Below are 23,350 nucleotides of genomic sequence, written 5' to 3'. Positions count from 1 at the left end.
TAAATGACAATAAGGTTTCCAATGATGACAAAAACGCGGCAAGCGCCTATAAAGCGCGTCACGCACCCAGTCAGGGTTGCAGTCAGTCATGGGTCAAGGGGTATCTTATGAACAAACCCGCACTGTTCCAAGCCAGGTGGAACATTCGCGCTTTGGTAACCTGTAATTTAATCTCGATTGCGCTTTTGTGTTTCTGGATATGGCCGGTCGGCCATGCTTTGTGTGCATCATTCGACGAGTGGTTCTATCGCATCCTCAACCAGCCTCTGGCCACCAGCCCTGCGTGGCGGATTATCTGGGCGGTGGGTAGCGTACGCCCTTTCGACCTGGTAGTTGGTGTGATCCTGCTGAGCCTGTTGATCAAGGGCGATTGGGTGTTCAAGGCCGTTCAAGTACGCCAGGCGATTCTCGGCTTCGTGGCGATTCTGCTGCTGATGGTGGTAATTCGTACCCTGTTTTCAAAATGGATAGATTCGTCGAACCTGCAGCACGACAGCATCTCCATGGTCATGCCCGATGCCGTGCACCTGAGCGACTTCTACCCGCACATCGACAAGAAGCTGCAGATCAAGGACTCCTCCAATCAGAGTTTTCCGGGTGACCATGCCTCGGTGCTGCTGATCTGGGGCCTGTTCATGACGCAATTTTTGCGCAACAAGGCCCAGGGCTTCATCGTCTGGGCATTGGTCGTGCTGTTCAGCATGCCGCGCTTGGTGGCCGGCGCCCACTGGGGCCAGGACGACTACATCGGCGGCGTACTGCTGGCGGTCATGGCGCTGGGCTGGGGCTTTTTCACCCCGTTCGCCGCCGCGACCAGTGAGTGGCTGCTGCGCTTGACCGCGCCATTGTTCCGAGTGGGCAAGCACATCCCGCTGGTGCGCTGCCTCAGTGTGGTCAGCGCCTGATAGCCACTGACCATCATACGTCGCGCACGTTGCCGCGAAAGTCGACCAACTGACGGCGTTGCTTCTTGGTGGGTTTGCCATCAGTTGTTACGCCCAGTGCGCCTGCCTTGCGCTGGGCCGCCGCCTGCTCGCGGCGGTCGATGCTCTGCGCGGTTTCGGCGTACAGCGTCTGTGCTTCAGGAGCGCCACGGCGAACGATGGAAAGCGCCTGAACCACGACGGTGCGCTCCTCGAAACCGGCACGAATCTGCAATTCATCCCCTATCCGCGGCTCCTTGCTGGGTTTGCAGCGCTCGCCGCGACAGTGCACCTTGCCGCTTTCTATGGCCGCCTTGGCCAGCGCACGGGTCTTGTAGAACCTCGCCGCCCATAACCATTTATCGAGCCTGACCTTGTCGTCTTCCAATTCTTTTTGCGCCAACGTGATGCTCCGACCAAAAAATATAATGAAACTCTACTACCGTAGCCACCGGATGCAACCACCGCTGGTTCCGGCTAGAGTGCGTTGAGCGACTACGTGCACACCCAACCGCCCTTCCACTACCGCTGGCTGATCCATTTGAAGACTTTCGACCATTTGACTGTAATCGGCCTGCGCGAGTGGGTAGCGCTGCCGGAGTTGGGGGTCGCCGGCCTGCGGGCCAAGATCGACACCGGCGCCAGTACCTCCAGCCTGCACGCCACCGATATCGAGTTGTTCGAGCGCGATGGCCAGGAATGGGTACGCTTTACCGCCCATCTGGGCACAGTGGTGCAGCTGCGCCATCGACGGTGCGAGGCCATGCTGGTGGCCATGAAAACCATCAAGAGCTCCAACGGCCATTCGGAAATCCGCTACGTGATCAGCACGACCCTGGCGCTGGGTGATCTGAGCTGGAAGGTGCAGTTCACCCTGGCCTCGCGCAAGGCCATGCGTTATCGCCTGCTGCTGGGCTCCAAGGCCCTCGTTGATGGCCATCTGGTGGTCAACCCTGGCCTCAAATACGTTCAGGACAAGCCGGTCTATCCGGTCTCTACTTCCTCCACCACAGGTGTTGCATGAGAATCGCTGTGCTGTCGCGAAACCCGCGTCTGTATTCCACTCGTCGTCTGGTTGAAGCAGGGATCGAGCGCGGTCATGAAATTGTGGTGATCGACACCCTGCGCGCCTACATGAACATTGCCAGCCACAAACCGCAGATTCACTACCGGGGCAAACCGCTGGGGCCCTTCGATGCAGTGATTCCTCGAATCGGCGCTTCGGTGACCTTCTATGGCTGCGCCGTCCTGCGCCAGTTCGAAATGATGGGCGTGTTTCCGTTGAACGAATCGGTGGCCATCGCCCGCTCGCGGGACAAGCTGCGCTCGCTGCAACTGCTCTCGCGCCGAGGTATCGGCTTGCCCGTGACCGGCTTTGCCCACTCGCCCGACGATATCCCGGACCTGATCCAGATGGTCAACGGCGCGCCCTTGGTGATCAAGGTGCTGGAAGGCACACAAGGCATCGGGGTGGTGCTGTGCGAGACCACCAAGGCCGCCGAGTCGGTAATCGAAGCGTTCATGGGGCTCAAGCAGGACATCATGGTCCAGGAGTACATCCAGGAAGCCGGCGGCGCCGACATTCGTTGCTTCGTTGTCGGCGACAAGGTCATTGCTTCCATGAAACGTCAGGCCAAACCGGGTGAATTCCGTTCGAACCTGCACCGCGGCGGCAGTGCAAGCCTGATCAAGATTACGCCCGAGGAACGCATGACGGCCATTCGTGCCGCCAAGGTCATGGGCCTCAGCGTGGCGGGCGTGGACATCCTGCGATCCAACCATGGGCCGCTGGTGATGGAAGTCAACTCCTCGCCGGGACTCGAAGGCATCGAGACCACCACTGGCAAGGACGTGGCCGGGATGATTATCGAGTATCTGGAAAAGAATGGCGGCCCGAACCTGGCGAGAACCAAGGGCAAGGGGTGATGCCCCCTGGGCTCAAACGGCGTCGCGGGGCAACATCAGTCCCAATGGCAGGCGGACTCGGGCTTCAAGCCCACCGCCTGATCGATTGCGCAACTCCACATTGCCGCCGTGCATGGCGGCGATGCGCTTGACGATTGCCAACCCCAGCCCCGTACCTTTGCCGGTCCGCGCACGATCCCCGCGAATGAACGGATCGAAGATCCCCGCCAGCTCCGAAGGATCAATGCCGGCGCCACGGTCCAGAACGCTCAGCACCACGTAGGGAGCATTGGCGTCACCCGAGACGTAGGCCGCGACTTCCACACCGTTTCCGGCGTGATGAAGCGCATTGCCGATCAGGTTGTTCAGCAGGCGCTTGAGTGAAATGCGTCGTAACGGAAACGGCGGAATCGGCTCGAGGCACAAGCGTACCCGTTCTTCGGGCTGATTGAACGGCAGCACGGTTTCGCGCACCAGGTCGCTGAAATCGGCTTCAGTGATGGCCTCGTCCCGGCCGTCCCGGATAAACGCCAGAAACTGGTCAAGAATGGCATCCATGTCCTCGATATCACGGACCATGTCATCGGCGAACTCGTTGTCGCTGGGCATCAATTCCAATGCCAGCCGCAGACGAGTCAGCGGCGTGCGCAGGTCATGGGAGACGCCTGCCAGCATCAGCTCTCGCTCGCGCCCGGCCTGCTCGACATCTTCAGCCATCTGGTTGAATGCCTTGTACACCTCTGTCATTTCGCTCGGCGTGTCCGACACAGGCAAGCGCACGCTCCGTCCCTGACCCAGTTGCCGCGCGGCAAACACCAGACGCTTGAGCGGTTGATTGAGCTGGCGCACGAATATCCAGGCCGACGCGGTGGACAACAGGCCGATCGCCAGGAACCAACCCAGGACACTCCAGATCTTCTGGCCACGCAACGGGTGGGGGTACAGTGGCACTTTCAACCAGCCGGGCCCCAGGCTCGGCGCCTGCACCCAGAGCGCTGGCGGGGCGTGCACCCGCAGACGCACTTCGGTGTCATCCCCCAGCTCGGCCTGCATCTGGCGTTGATAGATCTCGCTGTAGGGCCAGTGCTGTTCACCCTCGGGAACACCGCCACCCACCACGCGTATCAGCCCGGCGGCCTCGGCGATCTTGTCGCGATTTTCTTCATCCGCTGCCCAATAAGCGCGCAGGGTCAAGGCGACCCCATGGCTGTATTGGCGATCGACAAGCACATCCTCGTTCATCAACAGATAGACCAGGGTAAGGGCCTTCGAGAACAGCACGACAATGAGCACCAACCATAGGGTGCGAGAGAAAAAGCTTTGCGGAAACCAGACGGGGGTTTTCATAGATGACGGCCAGGGGAAATGCAGGGACCAAGCTTGCTCGCACTCATTGCGTAACACGCACTGCAGGGCGTCCCGGTGGTTTCATCATGAAACCTGGGACTCCCTGGGCGTACACCTGCAAGGGGGCCATCACTTACCGGCATTACCATCCGGCACGAAGACATAGCCCACACCCCAGACAGTCTGGATGTAACGAGGTTTGGATGGATCGGGTTCGATCATGCGACGCAATCGAGAAATCTGCACGTCGATCGACCGCTCCAACGCGTCCCACTCGCGACCACGCGCAAGGTTCATCAGCTTGTCACGGGTCAGGGGTTCCCGTGCGTGCATGACCAGAGCCTTGAGCACCGCGAACTCACCGGTGGTCAACATATGGATCTTGTCACCACGCTTGAGCTCACGAGTGCCCAGGGACAGCTCATAGTCGCCAAAGGTGACCACTTCGTCATCCGCACCCGGCGCGCCGGGCACTGCGGGTGCCTGACGACGCAATACCGCTCTGACCCTCAGCACGAGCTCTTCCGGGTTGAACGGTTTGGGCAGGTAATCATCGGCGCCAAGCCCCAGCCCTTCGATACGGGCCATTTCATCTCCCCGGGCAGTCAGCATGATGATCGGCACCTGATTTTTCGCGGCACGCAGGCGTGCGCAGGCAGAAAGACCACTTTCACCAGGCAACATGACGTCGAGAACAATCAGGTTGAACACTTCACGGGCAAGCAGACGATCCATTTGCTCGGCGTTGGGTACCGACCGTGTGCGGTAGCCATGGATCGCAAAAAAACGTTCCAGTAATTTGGCGATGCCAGGGTCGTCGTCAACGATAAGGATCTTTTCCCCTTCGGCGGGTTGTGCAGTGCTGCTCATGGGTCGCTCCTTTAAGCTCGGTGCGCATTATGACTTAGCCATCGACTGCCGTATCGACAGCATTGTTAGCAGATTTTTCCTTGAACGCCATGAAAGCAAAAATTCAGTGAGTACCCTGCTGCCCCGCTTTGCCGGATCGCCGGTTATAATGCGCCGCCCTTGCGTCAGGCAACTTCCAGGGGTTACCGGTCAGCCACGGCCGGCAGCCCTGCATTCACTTCTGCTCAGGTGGTTTTATGGAAAGCATCAACAGCCGCATCGCCGAGGAACTCGGCGTCCGCCCACAACAGGTCGAAGCGGCCGTCGCGCTATTGGATGAAGGCTCTACCGTGCCGTTCATCGCCCGGTACCGGAAAGAAGTCACCGGCAGCCTCGACGACACCCAGCTGCGCCATCTGGAAGAGCGCCTGCGCTACCTGCGCGAGTTGGATGAACGTCGTGCGAGCATCCTTGCCAGCATCGAGGAACAAGGCAAGCTGACCCCTGAACTCGCCCGCGAGATCAAGCTGGCCGACACCAAGACTCGTCTAGAAGACTTGTACCTCCCCTACAAGCAGAAACGTCGGACCAAGGGCCAGATTGCCTTGGAAGCCGGCCTTGGCGAACTCGCCGACGGGCTGTTCAACGACCCGAGCCTGAGCCCGGAAATCGAGGCCGCGCGGTTCGTCGATGGCGAAAAAGGCGTGGCCGACGTCAAGGTTGCCCTCGAAGGCGCCAAATACATCCTCATGGAACGCTTTGCCGAAGACGCTGCCTTGCTTAGCAAGTTGCGCGGCTTCTTGCATCAGGAAAGCGTCCTGAGCGCCCGGGTCGTGCCCGGCAAAGAGGAAGAGGGCGCCAAGTTCCGCGATTACTTCGAGCACGACGAGCCCCTCAAAAGCATGCCCTCGCACCGTGCGCTGGCGATTTTTCGCGGCCGCAACGAAGGTATCCTGGGTTCGGCGCTCAAGGTCGGCGAAGAGCTGCCAGGCACGCTGCACCCGTGCGAGATGATGATCGGCGAGCATTTCGGCGTTAAGAACCAGAACCGTGCCGGGGATAAATGGCTCGGCGAAGTGGTGCGCTGGACCTGGAAGGTCAAGCTCTATACCCACCTGGAGACCGACCTGCTCAGCGAGCTTCGGGACGGCGCCGAAACCGAAGCGATCAACGTCTTCGCCCACAACCTGCATGACCTGCTGTTGGCTGCGCCTGCTGGGCCACGGGCCACACTGGGCCTGGACCCGGGCCTGCGCACAGGTTGCAAGGTCGCGGTAGTGGACAGCACCGGCAAGCTGCTGGACTACGCCACGGTCTACCCCCATGTGCCGAAAAACCAGTGGGATCAGACCATCGCCGTGCTGGCCGCCCTCTGTGCCAAACATGCTGTTGACCTGATCGCCATCGGCAACGGCACCGCCAGCCGGGAAACCGACAAGCTGGCGGCCGAACTGATCAAGAAATACCCAGGCCTGAAAATGACCAAGGTCATGGTTTCCGAGGCCGGTGCCTCGGTGTACTCGGCCTCCGAATTGGCCGCCAAGGAGTTTCCCGACCTGGATGTTTCGATCCGCGGCGCAGTGTCCATCGCCCGTCGCCTGCAGGATCCGCTGGCCGAACTGGTCAAGATCGATCCGAAATCCATCGGCGTAGGCCAGTATCAGCACGACGTCTCGCAACTCAAGCTTGCGCGCGGCCTGGACGCAGTGGTGGAAGACTGCGTGAATGCCGTGGGCGTCGACGTCAACACGGCTTCGGTGGCCTTGCTTGCGCGCATCTCCGGATTGAACAGCACCCTGGCGCAAAATATTGTTGCCCATCGTGACGAGCACGGTGCCTTCAAGACCCGCGCCGCGTTGAAGAAGGTACCCCGCCTGGGCGAAAAGACCTTCGAGCAGGCCGCAGGCTTCCTGCGCGTCATGAATGGCGACAACCCGCTCGATGCTTCCGCTGTGCATCCCGAGGCCTACCCGCTGGTGCAGTCGATCGCGAAACAGACCGATCGTGACATCCGCTCGCTGATCGGCGACAGTGGCTTTCTCAAGCGTCTGGACCCGAAGAAATACACCGATGAAACCTTCGGCCTGCCGACGGTCACCGACATTCTCCAGGAACTGGACAAGCCCGGCCGCGACCCACGCCCGGAATTCAAGACTGCCGAATTCCAGGAAGGCGTCGAAGACCTCAAGGACCTGCAGCCGGGAATGATCCTTGAGGGTGTCGTCACCAACGTGACCAACTTCGGTGCCTTCGTCGACATTGGCGTTCACCAGGACGGCCTGGTTCACATATCGGCGCTGTCCGAGAAGTTCATCAAGGACCCGCGCGAGGCGGTCAAGGCCGGCGACGTGGTCAAGGTCAAGGTCATGGAAGTGGATATCCCTCGCAAGCGTGTCGGCCTGTCCATGCGTATGAGCGATACGCCTGGCGAGAAGGTCGACGGTGCACGCGGCTCGCGCCCTGGCGCCTCGTCCCGACAGCCGAGCGCTGCCGCCAAGCCGAAAGAAACGCCAGCGCCGGCCAATAATGCCATGGCCTCGCTGTTCGCCAACGCCAAACAATTGAAGAAGCGCTGATGGATTTTTCCGACGAGCAGACACTGAGTGCGTTCAGTCGCACTTTGGGTTGCAAGGTGTTGCGCCTGGACAAGGCGGGTGTGGCGCATGTGGGTCTCTCGCTTGAGCCGCACCTGCGTAATCGTCTGGGCAAGATGCATGGCGGTGCGGTGTTCAGTCTGGTGGACACCGCCATGGGACTGGCCTGTTCAGCCTCCCATGGCTTTGACCAGCAAAGTGTCACGATTGAATGCAAGATCAACTACGTGCGTTCGATCAGCGAGGGTGATGCCCTGTGCATCGCCCGCGTATTGCACGCCGGTCGGCGCACCTTGGTGGTCGAAGCCGAAGTGCTGCAGGACGACAAGTTGATCGCCAAGGCTCAAGGCACTTTCGCGGTGCTCTAGTCTCAGGTAATTTCGGCATCGTGTATGCGGTGCCGGAATCTCTGGCCTGGAAAGTTGCCTGATGATCAGACCGGCTACTTGCTCGAAACCAGGCGACCACGCCGGTTCCTTTTGTCTTCACCCTTGCAGACCGTCATGTCCACCCCCATATCGGGGCGACTGATGCGTGAAGGAATCCAACTTGAGCGAACTTCTCAAACGCCGCCTGGCCTTGCTCGGCGAGCCTGCCAACCTCTCCCTGCTCGCTCAGTGCCTGCATGGTATAGAGCGCGAATGCCTGCGCGTCACCGGTGAAGGCCGGCTCGCCCAGACTCCGCACCCGGAAGCCCTGGGGTCGGCGCTGACTCATGAATTGATCACCACCGACTATTCCGAGTCGCTGCTGGAATTCATCACCCCTGCCCTGACCGATCCTGCCGAGACCTTGGCCAACCTGGAGCAGATCCATCGGTTCGCCTACACCAAGCTGGGCAGCGAATACCTGTGGAGCCCCTCGATGCCGTGCCCATTGCCGGCCGAGGAAGATATTCCGATCGCCTACTACGGCACCTCGAATATCGGTCGCCTGAAATATGTGTATCGCCAAGGCCTGGCCCTGCGCTATGGACGCACCATGCAGTGCATTGCCGGCATCCACTACAACTTTTCGTTGCCGGAAAAGGTCTGGCCCCTGCTCAAGGCCGCCGAAGGCAGCCAGCCTGACAGCCGCGACTATCAGTCGTCGGCCTACATCGCACTGATTCGCAATTTCCGCCGCTACAGCTGGCTGTTGATGTATCTCTTCGGAGCCTCGCCGGCGCTGGACGCCGGCTTCCTGCGTGGGAGCGCCCATCAGCTCGAACAGCTGGACCCGGACACGCTGTACCTGCCTTATGCCACCAGCCTGCGCATGAGCGACCTGGGCTACCAGAGCAACGCTCAGGCAGGCCTGACACCCTGCTACGACGACCTCGACAGCTATACCGACAGCCTGCGCAAGGCGGTGGCGACCCCCTATGCGCCCTATGTGGAAGTCGGCACGCACAAGGATGGCGAATGGGTGCAGCTGAACACCAACATCCTGCAGATCGAAAACGAGTACTACTCGAATATCCGCCCAAAACGCGTGACCTACTCCGGCGAGCGGCCGATCCAGGCGTTGATGGCCCGCGGCGTGCAGTACGTCGAAGTTCGCTGCCTGGACATCAATCCGTTTCTGCCGGTGGGCATCGACCTGACCGAAGCCCGCTTCATGGATGCATTCATCCTGTTCTGCGCCCTGGAAGAGAGCCCTTCTCTGGCCGTGAGCGAATGCAGCAACAGCGCCAATAACTTCCTTACCGTGGTCAAGGAAGGTCGTCGCCCTGGCCTTGAGCTCAGCCGTGATGGCCAACCTGTCGAGCTCAAGCAATGGGCCGCCGAATTGCTGCAACGGATTGCGCCACTGGCTGACTTGCTGGATCGCAGCCAAGGTGTCGAGGAGCACGTCCAGGCCTTGGCAACGCAGCTGGCCAAGGTCGACGACACGTCACTGACGCCCTCGGCGCAAGTGCTGGCGAGCATGGCCCTGCACAAGGAAAGCTTCGCGCAGTTTTCCTTGCGCCAGAGCGAGAAGCACGCAGAATTTTTCCGCAGCCAGGCATTGAGCGTGGAAGACCAGACCCGGTTCGAGCAATTGGCCCGCGCCTCGCTGGCCGCGCAATCGGAGCTGGAACAGACCGAAGTAGGGGATTTCGACGTGTTTGTCGGGGCTTATCAGGCGAGCATTCTGGCCATCAGTAATTAGAGTGCGGCGCTGAACACCCTATAGGACCGAGCTTTGCTCGGTTCTACAGGTCGAATATCCGGCCAAGGCGCCTAGATCGCCTTCTCGAAAATCTTGGAATTTCGCTGGTAGTTGTACATCGAGGCCCGTGCCGCTGGCAGTTGCTCTACGCCACTGGGAATGAACCCTCGCTCGCGAAACCAGTGCGCCGTACGCGTCGTCAGGACAAACAAGGTGTTGAGCCCCAACGCCTTGGCACGCTCTTCGATCCGCTCCAGCAATTCATCCCCGCGTCCACCATGGCGATACTCCGGGTTCACCGCCAGGCAGGCCAATTCGCCCGCCTGAGAGTCGGCAATCGGGTAAAGCGCTGCGCACGCGATGATCATGCCTTCACGCTCGACCACGCTGAACTGGGTGATCTCCCGCTCCAGCACTTCCCGTGAACGGCGTACCAGGATGCCCTGTTCTTCCAGCGGGCTGATCAGGTCCAGCAAGCCGCCGACATCGTCGATGTTCGCTTCACGCACTTGTTCGAATTGCTCTTGAGCCACCAACGTGCCGCCGCCATTGCGCGTGAACAGCTCGGTGAGCAAGGCGCCGTTTTCTGCATAACTGACGATATGGCTGCGGCTGACCCCACCACGGCAAGCCTGGGCAGCTGCGTCCAGCAGCTCGCCCTGGTAGTCACTGCCCAAGCGCGTCAGATGGGCAGGCACCTGTTGTGGGCGAAGCTCGCGTACCAGGTGGCCGTTTTCGTCGATCAAGCCTGGTTCCGCACCGAACAGGAGGAGCTTGTCGGCACCGAGATCAATGGCCGCCCGCGTCGCAACGTCTTCACAGGCCAGGTTGAATATTTCGCCGGTCGGCGAATAGCCCAAAGGGGACAGCAACACGATGGAACGCTCGTCCAGCAGGCGGTTGATACCCTTGCGATCGACCCGGCGAACCTCACCGGTATGGTGGTAATCAACCCCTTCGAGCACGCCGATCGGCCGCGCCGTGACCAGGTTGCCGCTGGTGATGCGCAGGCGCGAGCCCTGCATCGGCGACGATGCGAGGTCCATGGACAGGCGCGCCTCGATGGCAATCCGCAGGGCCCCGACCGCATCGATGACGCATTCCAGCGTCGGTGCATCGGTAATGCGCAGTCCATGATGGTAGTGCGGCGTCAGATCGCGAGCGGCCAGGCGGCTTTCGATCTGCGGGCGCGAACCGTGTACCAGTACCAGTCGCACGCCGAGGCTGTGCAGCAAGACCAGGTCGTGAACGATGTTGCCGAAGTTGGGGTGCGCCACCCCTTCCCCAGGCAGCATGACAACGAAGGTGCAATCGCGGTGGGCATTGATGTAAGGGGACGCGTGGCGAAGCCAATTGACGTATTCGGGCATGAACGCAAAAGCCTGTAGAAGAAAGCCTGAAAGAAGATGGACACAACATGGATACCCAGCGTTGGGGTTATCGTCGTAACAGGCCTGGCGACACGCGCACGCTCCTTTGAATCAGAAAAAATGAAAGCCGCTCAGGCACTGACTGGCGTGAGACAGTAATGTTCGATCAGCTGCCGTAATAGACGCACTGTAGGCTGCAAACGTGACATTTCAAGATATTCCCCAGGCTGGTGGGCACAGGCGATGTCCCCCGGGCCGAGGACCAGTGTTTCGCAGCCCAGGCGTTGGAAGTAGGGCGCCTCGGTACCAAAGGCCACTGCCTCGGCGCGATGCCCGGTCAAGCGCTCGGCCACCCGTACCAACTCGGCATCGGCAGCCTGCTCGAACGGCGGCACCTCGCTGAACAACGGTGCGTAATCGATCTTGACCTGATGCAGCTCGGCCAGTGGCTCCAGTTTGGCGCGGATAGCCGCGCGCAGCACTTTCGGGTCCATACCGGGCAGGGGTCGCAGGTCGAATTCCATGGAGCACTGACCGCAGATACGGTTAGGGTTGTCGCCCCCATGGATACAGCCGAAGTTCAAGGTGGGCTGGGGCACACTGAACTGCGGATTGTTGTACTCGCGCTGCCACTGTTTGCGCAGGCCCATCAACTCGCCGATGGCGCCATGCATGGCTTCCAGCGCGCTGTGGCCCAGACGTGGGTCCGAGGAATGGCCACTGCGCCCGAGGATGTCGATGCGCTCCATCATCACGCCCTTGTGCAGGCGGATCGGCTTGAGCTGGGTCGGCTCGCCGATCACCGCCGCGCGACCCAACGGCCGCCCTGCCGCTGCCAGCGCCTTGGCCCCGGACATTGAGCTTTCTTCGTCACAGGTGGCCAGAATCAACAACGGTTGCCTGAACGGCTGGCCGACCAACTCGCGCACGGCTTCGATGACCAGCGCAAAAAAACCCTTCATGTCACAACTGCCCAGGCCCACCCAGCGACCGTCCACCTCAGTGAGTTTCAACGGATCGGTATTCCACAGCTTGCCGTCGAACGGCACAGTATCGCTATGCCCTGCCAGCACCAGCCCGCCGGGGCCGCTGCCATAGGTGGCAAGCAGGTTGTACTTGCCTGGCTTGACGGTCTGGATATCACAGACGAACCCCAAATCACCCAGCCAGGTGGCGAGCAGTTCGATGACGCCCTCATTGGATTGGTCCAGGTCGGCCTGAGTACAGCTGACCGAGGGCGCGGCAATCAGGGCAGCGAACTGGTCTTGCAAGGTCGGCAGCGGCATGACGATTCTCCTTGAGCGAATCCCATCATAGAGCCATTGGACCGCAGGAATAAACCGCCATGCTGTACACTGCACGGCCTCAGCAGTTACCTGCCCTCCTATTGTGATCACGCCTGGATCCCCAGCCATGCAGAAAGAAACCGAAATCAAATTGCGCGTCAGCCGCGAAACCCTCGCGGCCCTGCGCGATCATCCTCTGTTGAAAAAGCGCAACAAAAGTGGCTGGGAGCGCCGCGAGTTGTTCAATCAATACTTCGACACACCCGACCATGAACTGGCAGCCGCCAAGGTCGCGCTGCGGGTGCGCCGTGATGGCGAAGAGGTGATTCAGACCCTCAAGACCAAGGGCCAGAGCATCGCCGGGTTGTCCGAGCGCAACGAATACGATTGGCAGCTGGCAAAAGCCAAGCTCGACCTGAAAAAACTCGACGGCGAATGCTGGCCGGAGCAACTGGCCGGGTTGGACAAGAAAACCATCAAACCGGTGTTCACCACCGATTTCGTCCGCGAACGCGCCGAAATCGCCTGGGGCCGCGGCAAAGCCAAAGTGGTCATAGAAGCAGCGCTGGACTTGGGCAAGGTCATCGTCGGCAAGCAGTCCGAGGAGATCTGCGAACTGGAGCTGGAACTGCGCGAAGGCGAGCCTGCCGCCCTGCTGGAGTTGGCTGCGGAGCTGGCGGAAAAGCTGGCGCTGATGCCATGTGACATCAGCAAGGCCGAGCGCGGCTATCGCCTGAACGACCCGGGCAGCTACGCCCTGAGCCTGCCGGTACCGGCGCTGGTGGCCGATATGCCGCTGGACGACGCCTTCACCGCATTGGCCTGGCACTTGCTGGCCAGCAGCCAACGGCTGGCCGAACAATACCGCTTCAACGGCCACTGGCGGTTGCTGCTGGAATGGGTCGAGCAGTTGAGTGAGTTGCGTGCCCTGCTGGGCAGCCTGGGCCAAGCCGCTCCGCGCGCCACCAGCCATGATCTGCGCCTGGCCCTGGACGCCTTGCTGGAAGACTGGCGGCCGTTGGTGCAATTCGGTCAGGACGACGAAGACGTGCGCAAGGCGGCGCCCGAGCAGTTTGCCGAGGAGCTGCTGGACGTGCGCTGGGGCCAGTTTTCACTAGGGCTCGCACGCTGGTTGATGGCCCGCAGCTGGACCATCGAACGCAACACTCGCGGCAACCGCCAAGGTGCTGCACAACTGTCCAACTGGTTGGGCCACTTCTTCGCCGAAGAAGCCGCCTCGTTGCAATTGTCCCGCTACCAGCAGCAGCCCGAAGACCTCGCCGAGCAACTGCCACGCATCGAACGCATCCTCGCCTGGCTGCACCACGCTCGCGGCGCCCTGGAGCTGCCGGAGCTGGATCGACTGTTCGGCGAACTGAACAAACTGCACGCCCTGGCCCTGCTGGACATCAGCGACGAAGTGCTGGAAGCCCGTGTGCAGCAGGCGCTGGTGGTGTTCCAGAGCCGCGCCTGGAAGCATATCCTGCGCCGCTGATCTTCAACCAGGCAGACTCATGGTGGACTTGATCGCCGACAAGGCCACCGTCGGGTTGACCTCTTGAATACCCGACACCTTCATAGGCCACAAGAGGCGCGACCTGAACGGTGCTCACCCTGCCGGTGTCGCAACCCCCGGAAACGATTACCCCCGACGAACCTTGGTACGCCAGCTAACCTTGTGACGGGCGCAGGACGCGCCCAGAATTCGACACAAGGAAACGCTACCGTGGCCCTCGGCACAGAAACTTTTGATCGCCCACTCGAACTGCCCGAAGTCGTCCATGCACTGGTCAATCAGGGCCTGCTGAGTCAAAACGATGGCGAGAGTGCCCTGAACCTTGACCCCGGTGCCTGTCGCCGGCACCCACTGGTCACGCTGGCCGAGCAGCAGTACGACGACCTCAGCCGACCGGGCCAGCGCCTGGTATTGGAATCCCTGACGCTCTGGCTGGCGCTGCATGCAGGCCAGGCCTACTGGCGCATCGATGCGCTGGCCATCGACCTCAACGCACTCACCGCCTTGCTGCCGCGAGCCTTCGCGCAACGCCACGGTATCCTGATCGTCGGCGAAGCCGCCGCCAGCCTGATCGTGGCCAGCGCACAGCCCTTCATCGGGAGCTGGGTGCCTGCCTTGAGCCAGGCACTGAAACGCCCCATCAAGCGTGCCGTGGCCAACCCGCTGGAGATCCAGCGCAGTATCGAGCAGCTCTACAAGCTGGCGCGCTCGGTCAACGATGCCAGCGCCGGTCCGGTCAACCCGCCTGCCGGGGCCTTGGCCGAGACGGGTGCAGAGGTGATACCCGATATCGATGACACCCCTATCGTCAACATCGTCGACTGGCTCCTGCAGCATGCGCTCGACCAGCGCGCCAGTGATATCCACATCGAGCCAAGACGCGATCAGGGGACCGTTCGCCTGCGCATCGACGGGCAACTTCAGGATATCTACCGGTTTCAGCCACAGGTCACCACGGCCATCGTCAGCCGCCTGAAAACCCTGGGGCGGATGAACATCGCCGAAAAGCGTCGCCCTCAGGATGGACGCATGCAGATGCGCTTGCCCAATGGCGGCGACATCGAGTTGCGTCTTTCTACACTGCCCACCACCTTCGGCGAGAAACTTGTGTTGCGGCTATTCGACCCACAGGTGCTGCTCAAGGACTTTACGCGCCTGGGCTTTACCCCCGAGGATCTGCTGCGCTGGAGAGCTCTGCTGCGCCAGCCCACCGGGATCATCCTTGTCACTGGCCCCACCGGCTCGGGCAAGACCACCACGCTGTACACCACGCTCAAGGAGTTGGCTCGTCCCGAAATCAACCTGTGCACCATCGAAGACCCGATCGAGATGGTCGAGCCTTCCTTCAACCAGATGCAGGTGCAGCACAATATTGACCTGACGTTTGCCAACGGCCTGCGCGCCCTGATGCGCCAGGATCCGGACGTGATCATGGTCGGCGAAATACGCGACCTCGAGACCGCCCAGATGGCCATCCAGGCAGCACTGACCGGGCATCTGGTGCTCTCGACCCTGCACACCAACGACGCGACGAGTGCCATCACTCGTCTGCTGGAGCTGGGCGTCGCCCACTACCTGATCAAGGCCACCCTGCTGGGCGTCATGGCGCAACGTCTGATTCGCCTGCTATGCCCCCACTGCAAGGCGCCTGGCACCGTGGCCGCAGACGACTGGCAAGCCATCACCCGTCCGTGGCGCAGCCCATTGCCTGCACAGGTGCAGCACGCCGTCGGCTGCGTGGAATGTCGCGACACCGGTTACCGCGGAAGGGCCGCGCTGTACGAGATACTGGTGCTGAGCGAAAGCCTGAAGAGCGGCATCAGTGCCTCGACCGACCTGGCGCGCCTGCGCCATCAGGCCCTCAAGGAGGGCATGCGTACCCTGCGTCTGGCAGGCGCGCGGAAAATCGCCGCCGGGATGACGACTCTGGAGGAAGTCCTGCGTGTCACGCCGCGCCACGAAGGCTTTGGGCAGGAAACCGGCTGAAATGATCGGGCACTGGCCGTGGCGCCCGCCAAGGCAGACAATCAATTTTTGAGCACAGGGATTCGTCATGCAAATCGGTAGCGTAGTGCTTCTTCTGGTCGTCCTTGCGGTGACCATTGTCTTCATGGGGTTCAAGGTCGTACCTCAGGGATATCAGTGGACCGTCGAACGCTTCGGCCGCTACACCAACACCCTCAAGCCCGGGCTCAACCTGATCGTGCCGGTCATGGACCGCATCGGCCGCAAGATCAACATGATGGAAAGTGTGCTGGATATCCCGCCGCAGGAAGTCATCACCGCCGACAATGCCACGGTGCAGATCGACGCCGTCTGCTTTTACCAGGTCGTCAACACCGCCCAGGCCGCCTATGAGGTCAACAACCTGGAGCATGCCGTGCGCAACCTCCTGCAGACCAACATACGCACCGTTCTGGGCTCGATGGAGCTCGACGCCATGCTCAGCCAGCGGGACAATATCAACGAGCGCCTGCTACGTACCGTGGATGACGCCACCGCGCCGTGGGGCATCAAGATCACTCGCATCGAAATCAAGGACATCAGCCCCCCCGCCGACCTGATGGCGGCGATGAGCGGGCAGATGAAAGCCGAACGGGTCAAGCGCGCACAGATCCTCGAAGCCGAGGGTCTCAGGGCAGCCGCTATTTTGACCGCCGAAGGCAAGAAGCAGGGCCAGATTCTCGAAGCTGAAGGTGAGCGCCAGGCCGCTTTTCTGGAAGCCGAAGCCAGGGAGCGCCAGGCCGAAGCCGAAGCACGTGCCACTCAAGTGGTGTCCCAGGCCATCGCTGCCGGCGATGTGCAGGCCATCAACTATTTCGTGGCGCAGAAATACATTGAAGCGTTGGGCAAGCTGGCCAGCGCCGACAACAGCAAAGTGATCCTGATGCCGCTGGAAGCGAGCCAGCTGATCGGTTCGGTCAGCGGTATCGGGGAAATCATCAAGGTGACCTTCGACAACAAGAAAACCTGAGGTCATCTATGGGCAATTTTTTGTTGCACCTGTCTTTTCTGGATTGGCTGGCCTTGGGCGTCGCCCTGATTATCCTCGAGATATTCGGTGCCGGCGGCTACCTTTTATGGACAGGTATTGCCGCAACAGCGGTGAGTGCGCTGGTTTTTCTGTTGCCCGGGATGAGTTGGGTTGCGCAGTGCCTGCTGTTTGCCGTGCTGTGCGTGGTCAGCGCCACGCTCTGGTGGTCTCGGCAACGCCATGCCCGACCCACAGACCAGCCACTGCTCAACCAACGGGGCCAGGAGCTGATCGGTCGCGTGTTCGTCGTACAAGAAGCAATTGTTGATGGGCGGGGCAAGATCAAGGTTGGCGACGGGCTGTGGCTGGTTCGCGGCGAAAACGCCGCCGCAGGCAGCCAGGTGAGGGTCATCGGCCAGCAGGATGTCCATCTGCTGGTGGAACGAACCACACAGGCACCCGACGTCTGAACCTGGAACTTGGCTCAAGCAAAGCTATCCAACGCTTCACAATACCTACTCAGGAGTCACTGCCATGCGCGTCACAGCTGTCGCACTTTCGCTCGCCCTGTTTGCTCTGCCAGTCGGGTCCGCCATGGCTGACGGTTTCTTGCATGACGTGCTGTCGTCGGGCGCCACAACCGGCTCGACCTATCTGACTTCTCGTCACCATAAGTTGATCGTGGCCGCACAGGATGACGCCAGCAGTTTCGTTGCCAGCAACGGCCAGATTCGCGGCCCGTATCTGGAAGCAGCGATGCTGAAAGTGCGTGAAGACAATCCAGCGCTCAAGGCAAGCGACATGGACCTGGCGAACGCTATTCTGGCAAAGAACACCGTCGCCGAAGACTGATCAGCATGACCCCGGTGCCGTCATTGCCGAACGGCACCGGGTACAGCTTTTACTCGCCGATGGCAGCCTTGTAACTCGCCGCATCCAGCAACCGGTCCAGATCCGCCACATTGCTTGGCTTGAGCTTGAAGATCCAGGCCGAGTAAGGCTCGCTGTTCAACGATTCCGGGGCATCGCCCAGGCCCTCATTGACCTCGATCACTTCACCGCCCACGGGCGAATAGATATCCGAAGCCGCTTTGACGGACTCCACGACACCCGCAGCGTCCGCTTGAGCGAAGACCTTGCCGATTTCCGGGAGCTCGACGAAGACCACGTCGCCCAATGCCTCCTGGGCATGATCGGAAATACCCACGGTCACCGTACCATCGGCCTCCAGGCGAGCCCATTCGTGGCTTTCGGCAAAACGCAGCTCAGCAGGGATGTTACTCATGGGTTGCTCCTCAACAGGTCAGCGGCTTGACCGCAAAATTTATGTAGGGGTAAGTGGGTCGTTCAGACCAGCGTCTTGCCGTGACGTACAAAAGTCGGCTTGACCACCCGGACCGGGTACCACTTGCCGCGAATCTCGACTTCGGCGCGATCTGCGGTGGCGGCAGGTACACGCGCCAGCGCGATGGACTTGCCAAGCGTAGGAGAGAAACTACCACTGGTGATCTCCCCTTCGCCAATTTGTGTGATGCGCACTACCTGGTGGGCGCGTAATACACCACGCTCCTCCAGCACCAGACCGACCAACCTGGAACTGGCGCCACTGCGCAGCTCATGCTCCAGTGCCTCGCGACCTATGAACCTGCGCTCGGCCGGCTCCCAGGCCACACTCCAGGCCATGTTCGAGGCCAGCGGTGAATGAACTTCGTCCAGATCCTGGCCGTAAAGGTTCAAGCCGGCCTCAAGTCGCAAGGTGTCGCGGGCACCCAGACCGATCGGCATAATGCCCGCACCGACCAGGTCGTTGAAAAAGCTCACGGCCTGATCAGCGGGCAGCGCAATCTCCAGGCCGTCTTCGCCGGTATAACCCGTGCGTGCAAAGAACCAGTCGGCATCGCTGCGGCCTTCGAATGGCTTCAAGTGCTGAATCAGCTCGGCGCGCTGCTGATTGACCAGTTGCGCCACACGCACGCGGGCCTGAGGCCCTTGCACCGCGAGCAGCGCCAGCTCGCTGCGCTCTTGCAGGTGCACGTCGCGCCCCTCGGCCTGCCGACTCAACCAGGCTAGATCCTTGCTGCGGGTCGCTGCATTGAGTACCAGGCGGTAGCCATCGTCCAGGCGGTAGGCGATCAGGTCATCGACCACGCCCGCCTGGTCGTTGAGCATCACGCTATAAAGCGCGCATCCCACGGCGGCAAGACGTCCAACGTCATTGGCCAGCACGTACTGCAGAAACGCGAAAGCCTCGCGGCCTGTGACATCGATGATTGCCATGTGCGACACATCGAAAACACCACAGTCACGGCGGACCTGATGGTGCTCCTCGACTTGCGAACCGTAGTGCAACGGCATATCCCAACCGCCAAAATCGACCAGCTTGGCGCCCAGCGCCAAATGCAGGTCATACAGAGGCGTGCGCTGTCCCATGGGTGTCTCCTTCCGGGCGTGGCGAAGACGCATACGCAACATCTTGTACGTATGGCGCCGAATGCCGCGCATTGTAGCCGCAAGGTTCAGGGCTGGCACCCCATGGGTGAGGTTCGAGGCTACCGCCGGGCTGGCGAACCCGGCACAAGCCCCGGCGAACAGCCTGTTTGCCCAAGCTGTTTGCGAATGTTACGAAGGCTCCGCGCACGTGTTCAGGGCCTGGCGATGTACGGCAGATCGCCACTCAAGCCCAGCGCCTGGCGAACGAACAACGCCTTGGCTTCAGGCATCTGCTCCACCCATTTCAGACCGCTGTTGCGCAGCCATCGCACAGGCAGGCGGTCATCCTGAAACAATCTTTCAAAACCCTGCATGGCAGCCATCAGCGCCAGATTGTGAGGCATGCGGCGACGCTCGTAACGGCTTAGCACCCGAACATCGGCCAGCCGTTCGCCGCGCTGATGGGCAGCGGCCAGCTCTTCGGCCAACACCGCCGCATCGAGCAAACCCAGATTGACGCCTTGCCCCGCCAGGGGGTGGATCGTGTGTGCCGCATCGCCGATCAAGGCCAGGCCTTCGGCAACATAGCGCTTGGCATGGCGCTGACGCAGCGGCACGCAAACCCGCGGATCGCTGTGCAAAACTTCGCCCAGGCGTCCTTCGAAAGCCTGTCCGAGGGCCGAGCAAAAGCTTGGATCATCGAGTTTCATCAGGCGCTCGGCCTGGGCCGGGGTAGTCGACCAGACAATCGAGCACCATTGCTGATCACCATCGCGCAGCAGCGGTAGAAAGGCCAGGGGGCCGTCATCGGTAAAGCGCTGCCACGCAGTCCCCTGGTTAGGCGCACTGCAACGCACGCTGGCGACGATGGCATGGTGCAAGTAGTTCCACTCGCGAGTCGCGGTGCCGGTCAAGCGGCGAACCGCCGAATTGGCGCCATCGGCAGCAACGACCACTGGTGCCCGCAGGCTGCGGCCATCGGACAGACTCAGCAGCCAATCATCGCCGGAGCGACGCATCTGTTCCAGACGCGCATTGGCCAGCAAACCGATGGAGCTTTCGTGAAGCCGCTCCAGCAAAGCATCCTGGACCACCCGATTTTCGACGATATGGCCCAAGGTCTCGGCATGCACACTGCCCGCTGCAAACTGGATATGACCCGTGCCGCTGCCGTCCCAGACTTTCATCTGCGCGTATGGACTGGCGCGCCGAGCGACGATGCCAGCCCAGACACCCAGCCGCTCCAGCATGCGCTGGCTGGCCATGGACAAGGCGCTGACTCGAGGATCGAATGGGGATGACGGGGCAAAGGGTTTGACGCTCAGCGGTCCGCCATCCAGCAGGACAACTTCCAAGCCACTGTCGCGCAGTGCCAGCGCCAGCGCGCTGCCCACCATGCCTGCCCCGACAATCAAAAGATCCGCGCGCATTTCCATGCTTTAAAACCATGCCTTGGGCAGCCGCAGCCGCCAGTCGAAAGATGTCATCAAAGGTCTGGGCGCGTGCCCAGTCCCATGGCCTGACGGGCGAACCAGCGTTTAGCCGGTGGCAACAGATCAAGCCCCAGCAGGCCGAGATTGCGCCCGACCGCCAGGACCGGTCGACGGGTCCCGAACAGACGCGTGACCTGGTCGGAAAAACCTACTGTCAGCACCTGATCAGGCTGCTGGCGCTGTTGATAATTGCGCAAGGTTGCGAAGTCGCCCAGAGGGGCTTCGCTGCCCAACAGGGCTTCGGTGAGGGCCTGAACGTCCCGCAGCGAAAGGTTGAAGCCTTGACCGGCGATGGGGTGCAAGGCGTGTGCGGCGTTGCCCAACACCACCAGATGGGGCCGCACCTGCTCCTGCGCTTCCATCAGCGACAAAGGGTACAGATGCCGCGCACCTACTTGCCGCAGTGGACCCAGGCGATAGCCGAAGACCTCCTGCAACTGGGCCAGGAAACTGCGCTCGTCCAGATCCACCAGACGCTGGGCGTCCATCCCCTTGCGGGTCCAGACCAGCGCGCAGCGATTTTCCGGCAGCGGCAGCAAGGCCATGGGGCCGTCTTCGGTAAAACGCTCGAAGGCCTGGCCAAGGTGGGCCTCACCGGGGGTGATGTTGGCGATCAACGCGCTCTGATCGTAAGGTCGTTGCCGAACGTGAATGCCCAACTGCTCGCGCAAGCCCGAACGACCACCGTCGGCGAGAACGGCCAGCGCACAGTCAACCTGCGTGTCATCGTTGAGCGTCAACCGGTAGCCACTGTCGACGGGCTGCATGTGCAGCACTTCGGCAGGGCAGCGCCAACTGACCACATCAGAGTCCAACGCCTGCCACAGGCACTGCCCCAGCCAGGCGTTTTCAGTCACATAGCCCAAGGCAGGCACGCCCTCTTCGATGGCTACCAGGCGGGTGCTGCCGAAACGGCCACGGTCAGACACATGGATCTGACGGATCGGTTCGGCACGGTGGCTGATGGCTGCCCAGAGGCCGAGGCGGTCGTAGATTTGCCGGGTGCCGAAGGACAACGCCGAGGAGCGGGCATCGTAGCTGGGCTGATAACTGTTGCCCGGGGCAAAGGGCTCGATCAGCAGGATCTTCCAGCCCCGCGCCTTCGCGCCGGCCTGCAAGGCCACCGCCAGGCTCGCACCCACCAGGCCGCCGCCGACAATGGCAATATTCACTTGGGTCATGCCGCTTCGACCCGTGCGGCGGCCATCACAGACTCGATTTCAGCCGTGGTACGCGGCAGGCCGTCCGTGAGGATCTCGCAACCCTTGCGGGTCACCACCACATCGTCTTCGATGCGGATGCCGATTCCACGCCATTTCTTGGCCACTCGCGTGTTGTCGGCGGCCACATAGATGCCAGGCTCGACGGTCAGCGTCATGCCAGGCTCGAGCACTCGCCACTCACCGCCGACCTTGTACTCGCCCACGTCGTGCACATCCATTCCCAGCCAGTGGCCGGCACGGTGCATGTAAAACTCGCGATGGGCTTCGCTGGCGATCAATTCGTCGACATTCCCTTGCAACAGGCCCAGGTCCACCAGACCCTGGGTGATCACCTGAACGGTTGCTTCGTGGGCTTCGTTCCAGTGCCGATTCGGGCCGATAGCGGCGAAAGCGGCTTCCTGGGATTTGAGGACCACGTCATACAGCGCCTTCTGTTCGGGTGAAAAGGTGCCGCTGACCGGGAAGGTACGCGTGATGTCGCTGGCGTAGCAATCTATCTCGCAGCCTGCGTCGATCAGCACCAGATCGCCATCCTTGAGGGCCGCATCGTTCTCCTGATAGTGCAGGATGCAGCCGTTGCGTCCCGCCGCGACGATGGAGCCGTAGGCCGGCATCTTCGCCCCGCCCTTGCGAAACTCGTAGTCCAACTCGGCTTCCAGGCTGAACTCGCGCAGGCCGGCGCGGGAGGCCTGCATGGCACGAATGTGGGCTTTGACGGAGATCGCGGCGGCGTGGCGCATGGTCTTGATTTCGGCGGCAGACTTGTACAGGCGCATGTCATGCAGCAGGTGGTCGAGCGCGACGAATTCCTTGGGTGGCAGGGCACCCAGGCGCGCCTTGGAACGGATCACGTTGATCCAGTCCATCAGGTGACGATCGAATTCGGCGTTGCTGCCCATGGCCGAGTACACGCGGTCACGGCCCTCGATCAAGCCGGGCAGGATGTCGTCGATATCGGAGATGGGGAAGGCGTCGTCGGCACCGTACTCGCTGATGGCGCCGTCCTGACCTGCCCGCAGGCCATCCCACCGCTCGCGCTCGGGGTTGCGCTCACGACAGAACAGGACGTACTCGCCATGTTCGCGGCCAGGGATCAAGGCGATCACGGCCTCTGGCTCGCCGAAGCCGCTGAGGTATTGGAAGTCGCTGTCCTGACGATAGACGTGCTCGACGTCGCGGTTACGGATCGCCACGGCAGCCGCCGGCAGGATGGCGATGCTGTTGGGCTCCATTTGCGCCATGAGTGCCTTGCGGCGCCGCGCGTATTCCGCTTTCGGGATATGGGTCATAGGTAGCAGAGCCCTCCG

At 61.4% G+C, this 23,350-nt stretch carries 21 protein-coding genes; 11 read left to right on the top strand and 10 right to left on the bottom strand.

The window, feature by feature from the left end:
* The first annotated feature begins 107 nt into the window (after positions 1-107).
* The gene (locus tag HB675_RS10750; RefSeq protein ID WP_213878281.1) at positions 108-905 is read left to right on the top strand and encodes a phosphatase PAP2 family protein; all 798 of its coding nucleotides are present in this window, start codon (positions 108-110) and stop codon (positions 903-905) included.
* A 13-nt stretch (positions 906-918) separates the two neighbouring features.
* On the opposite strand, the gene HB675_RS10745 is transcribed toward HB675_RS10750, so the two are convergent.
* Positions 919-1,326 carry a S4 domain-containing protein gene (locus tag HB675_RS10745; RefSeq protein ID WP_213878280.1) on the bottom strand — a complete coding sequence of 136 codons (408 nt, stop codon included), beginning with the start codon at positions 1,324-1,326 and terminating at the stop codon, positions 919-921.
* Positions 1,327-1,464: 138 nt separating this feature from the next.
* Here HB675_RS10745 and HB675_RS10740 point away from each other — a divergent pair, with 138 nt between their 5' ends.
* Entirely contained in the window at positions 1,465-1,947 is a 483-nt protein-coding gene (locus tag HB675_RS10740) for an ATP-dependent zinc protease (protein ID WP_213878321.1), read from the top strand.
* Positions 1,944-2,849 carry a 30S ribosomal protein S6--L-glutamate ligase gene (gene rimK / locus HB675_RS10735; RefSeq protein WP_213878279.1) on the top strand — a complete coding sequence of 302 codons (906 nt, stop codon included), beginning with the start codon at positions 1,944-1,946 and terminating at the stop codon, positions 2,847-2,849. Before HB675_RS10740 ends, rimK begins: the two co-directional genes overlap by 4 nt.
* A 12-nt stretch (positions 2,850-2,861) precedes the next feature.
* Here rimK and HB675_RS10730 read toward each other — a convergent pair whose 3' ends face one another.
* Both HB675_RS10730 and ompR read right to left on the bottom strand, forming a co-directional pair.
* Positions 2,862-4,175: an ATP-binding protein gene (locus tag HB675_RS10730; RefSeq protein ID WP_213878278.1), complete on the bottom strand. Its 1,314-nt coding sequence runs from the start codon at positions 4,173-4,175 to the stop codon at positions 2,862-2,864.
* Between the two features lie 129 nt (positions 4,176-4,304).
* Entirely contained in the window at positions 4,305-5,045 is a 741-nt protein-coding gene (gene ompR / locus HB675_RS10725; protein WP_213878277.1) for a two-component system response regulator OmpR, read from the bottom strand.
* A 236-nt stretch (positions 5,046-5,281) separates the two neighbouring features.
* Between ompR and HB675_RS10720 the strand changes: the two genes are divergently transcribed.
* From HB675_RS10720 to gshA, 3 genes are all read left to right on the top strand, one after another.
* Positions 5,282-7,600, top strand: a complete 2,319-nt coding sequence (locus tag HB675_RS10720) for a Tex family protein (protein WP_213878276.1) — start codon at positions 5,282-5,284, stop codon at positions 7,598-7,600.
* Positions 7,600-7,986 carry a PaaI family thioesterase gene (locus HB675_RS10715; protein ID WP_213878275.1) on the top strand — a complete coding sequence of 129 codons (387 nt, stop codon included), beginning with the start codon at positions 7,600-7,602 and terminating at the stop codon, positions 7,984-7,986. The genes HB675_RS10720 and HB675_RS10715 overlap by 1 nt, the downstream gene beginning before the upstream one ends.
* A gap of 181 nt (positions 7,987-8,167) precedes the next feature.
* Positions 8,168-9,751 carry a glutamate--cysteine ligase gene (gene gshA, locus HB675_RS10710; protein WP_213878274.1) on the top strand — a complete coding sequence of 528 codons (1,584 nt, stop codon included), beginning with the start codon at positions 8,168-8,170 and terminating at the stop codon, positions 9,749-9,751.
* Positions 9,752-9,822: 71 nt separating this feature from the next.
* Here gshA and argA read toward each other — a convergent pair whose 3' ends face one another.
* Both argA and argE read right to left on the bottom strand, forming a co-directional pair.
* Positions 9,823-11,121 (bottom strand): amino-acid N-acetyltransferase, encoded by a 1,299-nt coding sequence (gene argA, locus HB675_RS10705; protein ID WP_213878273.1) that lies wholly within the window; start codon positions 11,119-11,121, stop codon positions 9,823-9,825.
* Positions 11,122-11,252: 131 nt separating this feature from the next.
* Positions 11,253-12,407, bottom strand: coding sequence for an acetylornithine deacetylase (argE, locus tag HB675_RS10700; protein WP_213878272.1), 1,155 nt, complete (start codon positions 12,405-12,407; stop codon positions 11,253-11,255).
* A 127-nt stretch (positions 12,408-12,534) separates the two neighbouring features.
* Here argE and HB675_RS10695 point away from each other — a divergent pair, with 127 nt between their 5' ends.
* From HB675_RS10695 to HB675_RS10675, 5 genes are all read left to right on the top strand, one after another.
* Positions 12,535-13,902, top strand: a complete 1,368-nt coding sequence (locus tag HB675_RS10695; RefSeq protein ID WP_213878271.1) for a CYTH domain-containing protein — start codon at positions 12,535-12,537, stop codon at positions 13,900-13,902.
* Positions 13,903-14,133: 231 nt separating this feature from the next.
* A complete protein-coding gene (locus HB675_RS10690; protein ID WP_213878270.1) occupies positions 14,134-15,909 on the top strand; it encodes an ATPase, T2SS/T4P/T4SS family in 1,776 nt (591 codons plus the stop codon).
* Between the two features lie 67 nt (positions 15,910-15,976).
* The gene (locus HB675_RS10685; protein ID WP_213878269.1) at positions 15,977-16,897 is read left to right on the top strand and encodes an SPFH domain-containing protein; all 921 of its coding nucleotides are present in this window, start codon (positions 15,977-15,979) and stop codon (positions 16,895-16,897) included.
* Positions 16,898-16,905: 8 nt separating this feature from the next.
* Positions 16,906-17,367, top strand: a complete 462-nt coding sequence (locus HB675_RS10680; RefSeq protein ID WP_213878268.1) for an NfeD family protein — start codon at positions 16,906-16,908, stop codon at positions 17,365-17,367.
* A 64-nt stretch (positions 17,368-17,431) separates the two neighbouring features.
* Complete coding sequence (locus HB675_RS10675; protein ID WP_213878267.1) at positions 17,432-17,749, top strand: DUF2388 domain-containing protein; 318 nt, start codon at positions 17,432-17,434, stop codon at positions 17,747-17,749.
* Between the two features lie 49 nt (positions 17,750-17,798).
* Here the strand turns inward: HB675_RS10675 and gcvH are convergent, their stop codons facing one another.
* From gcvH to pepP, 5 genes are all read right to left on the bottom strand, one after another.
* Complete coding sequence (gcvH, locus tag HB675_RS10670) at positions 17,799-18,182, bottom strand: glycine cleavage system protein GcvH (protein WP_213878266.1); 384 nt, start codon at positions 18,180-18,182, stop codon at positions 17,799-17,801.
* Between the two features lie 62 nt (positions 18,183-18,244).
* Positions 18,245-19,327, bottom strand: coding sequence for a glycine cleavage system aminomethyltransferase GcvT (gcvT, locus tag HB675_RS10665; RefSeq protein WP_213878265.1), 1,083 nt, complete (start codon positions 19,325-19,327; stop codon positions 18,245-18,247).
* Positions 19,328-19,539: 212 nt separating this feature from the next.
* On the bottom strand, positions 19,540-20,757 hold the full coding sequence (locus HB675_RS10660; protein WP_213878264.1) for a 2-octaprenyl-3-methyl-6-methoxy-1,4-benzoquinol hydroxylase: 1,218 nt from the start codon (positions 20,755-20,757) through the stop codon (positions 19,540-19,542).
* A gap of 56 nt (positions 20,758-20,813) precedes the next feature.
* On the bottom strand, positions 20,814-22,001 hold the full coding sequence (ubiH, locus tag HB675_RS10655; protein ID WP_213878263.1) for a 2-octaprenyl-6-methoxyphenyl hydroxylase: 1,188 nt from the start codon (positions 21,999-22,001) through the stop codon (positions 20,814-20,816).
* Positions 21,998-23,332, bottom strand: coding sequence for a Xaa-Pro aminopeptidase (gene pepP, locus HB675_RS10650; protein ID WP_213878262.1), 1,335 nt, complete (start codon positions 23,330-23,332; stop codon positions 21,998-22,000). The genes ubiH and pepP overlap by 4 nt, the downstream gene beginning before the upstream one ends.
* Positions 23,333-23,350 lie beyond the last annotated feature (18 nt).

The organism is Pseudomonas sp. dw_358 (assembly GCF_018449655.1).
GTDB lineage: Bacteria > Pseudomonadota > Gammaproteobacteria > Pseudomonadales > Pseudomonadaceae > Aquipseudomonas.
Note: the sequence above shows the minus strand (reverse complement) of the source record. Positions and strands in the feature narration are given on the sequence as shown.

Coding starts and splice junctions, on each gene's coding strand:
- ubiH (WP_213878263.1), bottom strand. CDS start 22,001: ATGACCCAAGTGAATATTGCCATTGTCGGCGGCGGCCTGGTGGGTGCG.
- HB675_RS10715 (WP_213878275.1), top strand. CDS start 7,600: ATGGATTTTTCCGACGAGCAGACACTGAGTGCGTTCAGTCGCACTTTG.
- HB675_RS10720 (WP_213878276.1), top strand. CDS start 5,282: ATGGAAAGCATCAACAGCCGCATCGCCGAGGAACTCGGCGTCCGCCCA.
- HB675_RS10675 (WP_213878267.1), top strand. CDS start 17,432: ATGCGCGTCACAGCTGTCGCACTTTCGCTCGCCCTGTTTGCTCTGCCA.
- HB675_RS10685 (WP_213878269.1), top strand. CDS start 15,977: ATGCAAATCGGTAGCGTAGTGCTTCTTCTGGTCGTCCTTGCGGTGACC.
- gcvH (WP_213878266.1), bottom strand. CDS start 18,182: ATGAGTAACATCCCTGCTGAGCTGCGTTTTGCCGAAAGCCACGAATGG.
- ompR (WP_213878277.1), bottom strand. CDS start 5,045: ATGAGCAGCACTGCACAACCCGCCGAAGGGGAAAAGATCCTTATCGTT.
- argA (WP_213878273.1), bottom strand. CDS start 11,121: ATGCCCGAATACGTCAATTGGCTTCGCCACGCGTCCCCTTACATCAAT.
- HB675_RS10730 (WP_213878278.1), bottom strand. CDS start 4,175: ATGAAAACCCCCGTCTGGTTTCCGCAAAGCTTTTTCTCTCGCACCCTA.
- HB675_RS10680 (WP_213878268.1), top strand. CDS start 16,906: ATGGGCAATTTTTTGTTGCACCTGTCTTTTCTGGATTGGCTGGCCTTG.
- HB675_RS10695 (WP_213878271.1), top strand. CDS start 12,535: ATGCAGAAAGAAACCGAAATCAAATTGCGCGTCAGCCGCGAAACCCTC.
- HB675_RS10750 (WP_213878281.1), top strand. CDS start 108: ATGAACAAACCCGCACTGTTCCAAGCCAGGTGGAACATTCGCGCTTTG.
- HB675_RS10660 (WP_213878264.1), bottom strand. CDS start 20,757: ATGCGCGCGGATCTTTTGATTGTCGGGGCAGGCATGGTGGGCAGCGCG.
- gcvT (WP_213878265.1), bottom strand. CDS start 19,327: ATGGGACAGCGCACGCCTCTGTATGACCTGCATTTGGCGCTGGGCGCC.
- rimK (WP_213878279.1), top strand. CDS start 1,944: ATGAGAATCGCTGTGCTGTCGCGAAACCCGCGTCTGTATTCCACTCGT.
- argE (WP_213878272.1), bottom strand. CDS start 12,407: ATGCCGCTGCCGACCTTGCAAGACCAGTTCGCTGCCCTGATTGCCGCG.
- pepP (WP_213878262.1), bottom strand. CDS start 23,332: ATGACCCATATCCCGAAAGCGGAATACGCGCGGCGCCGCAAGGCACTC.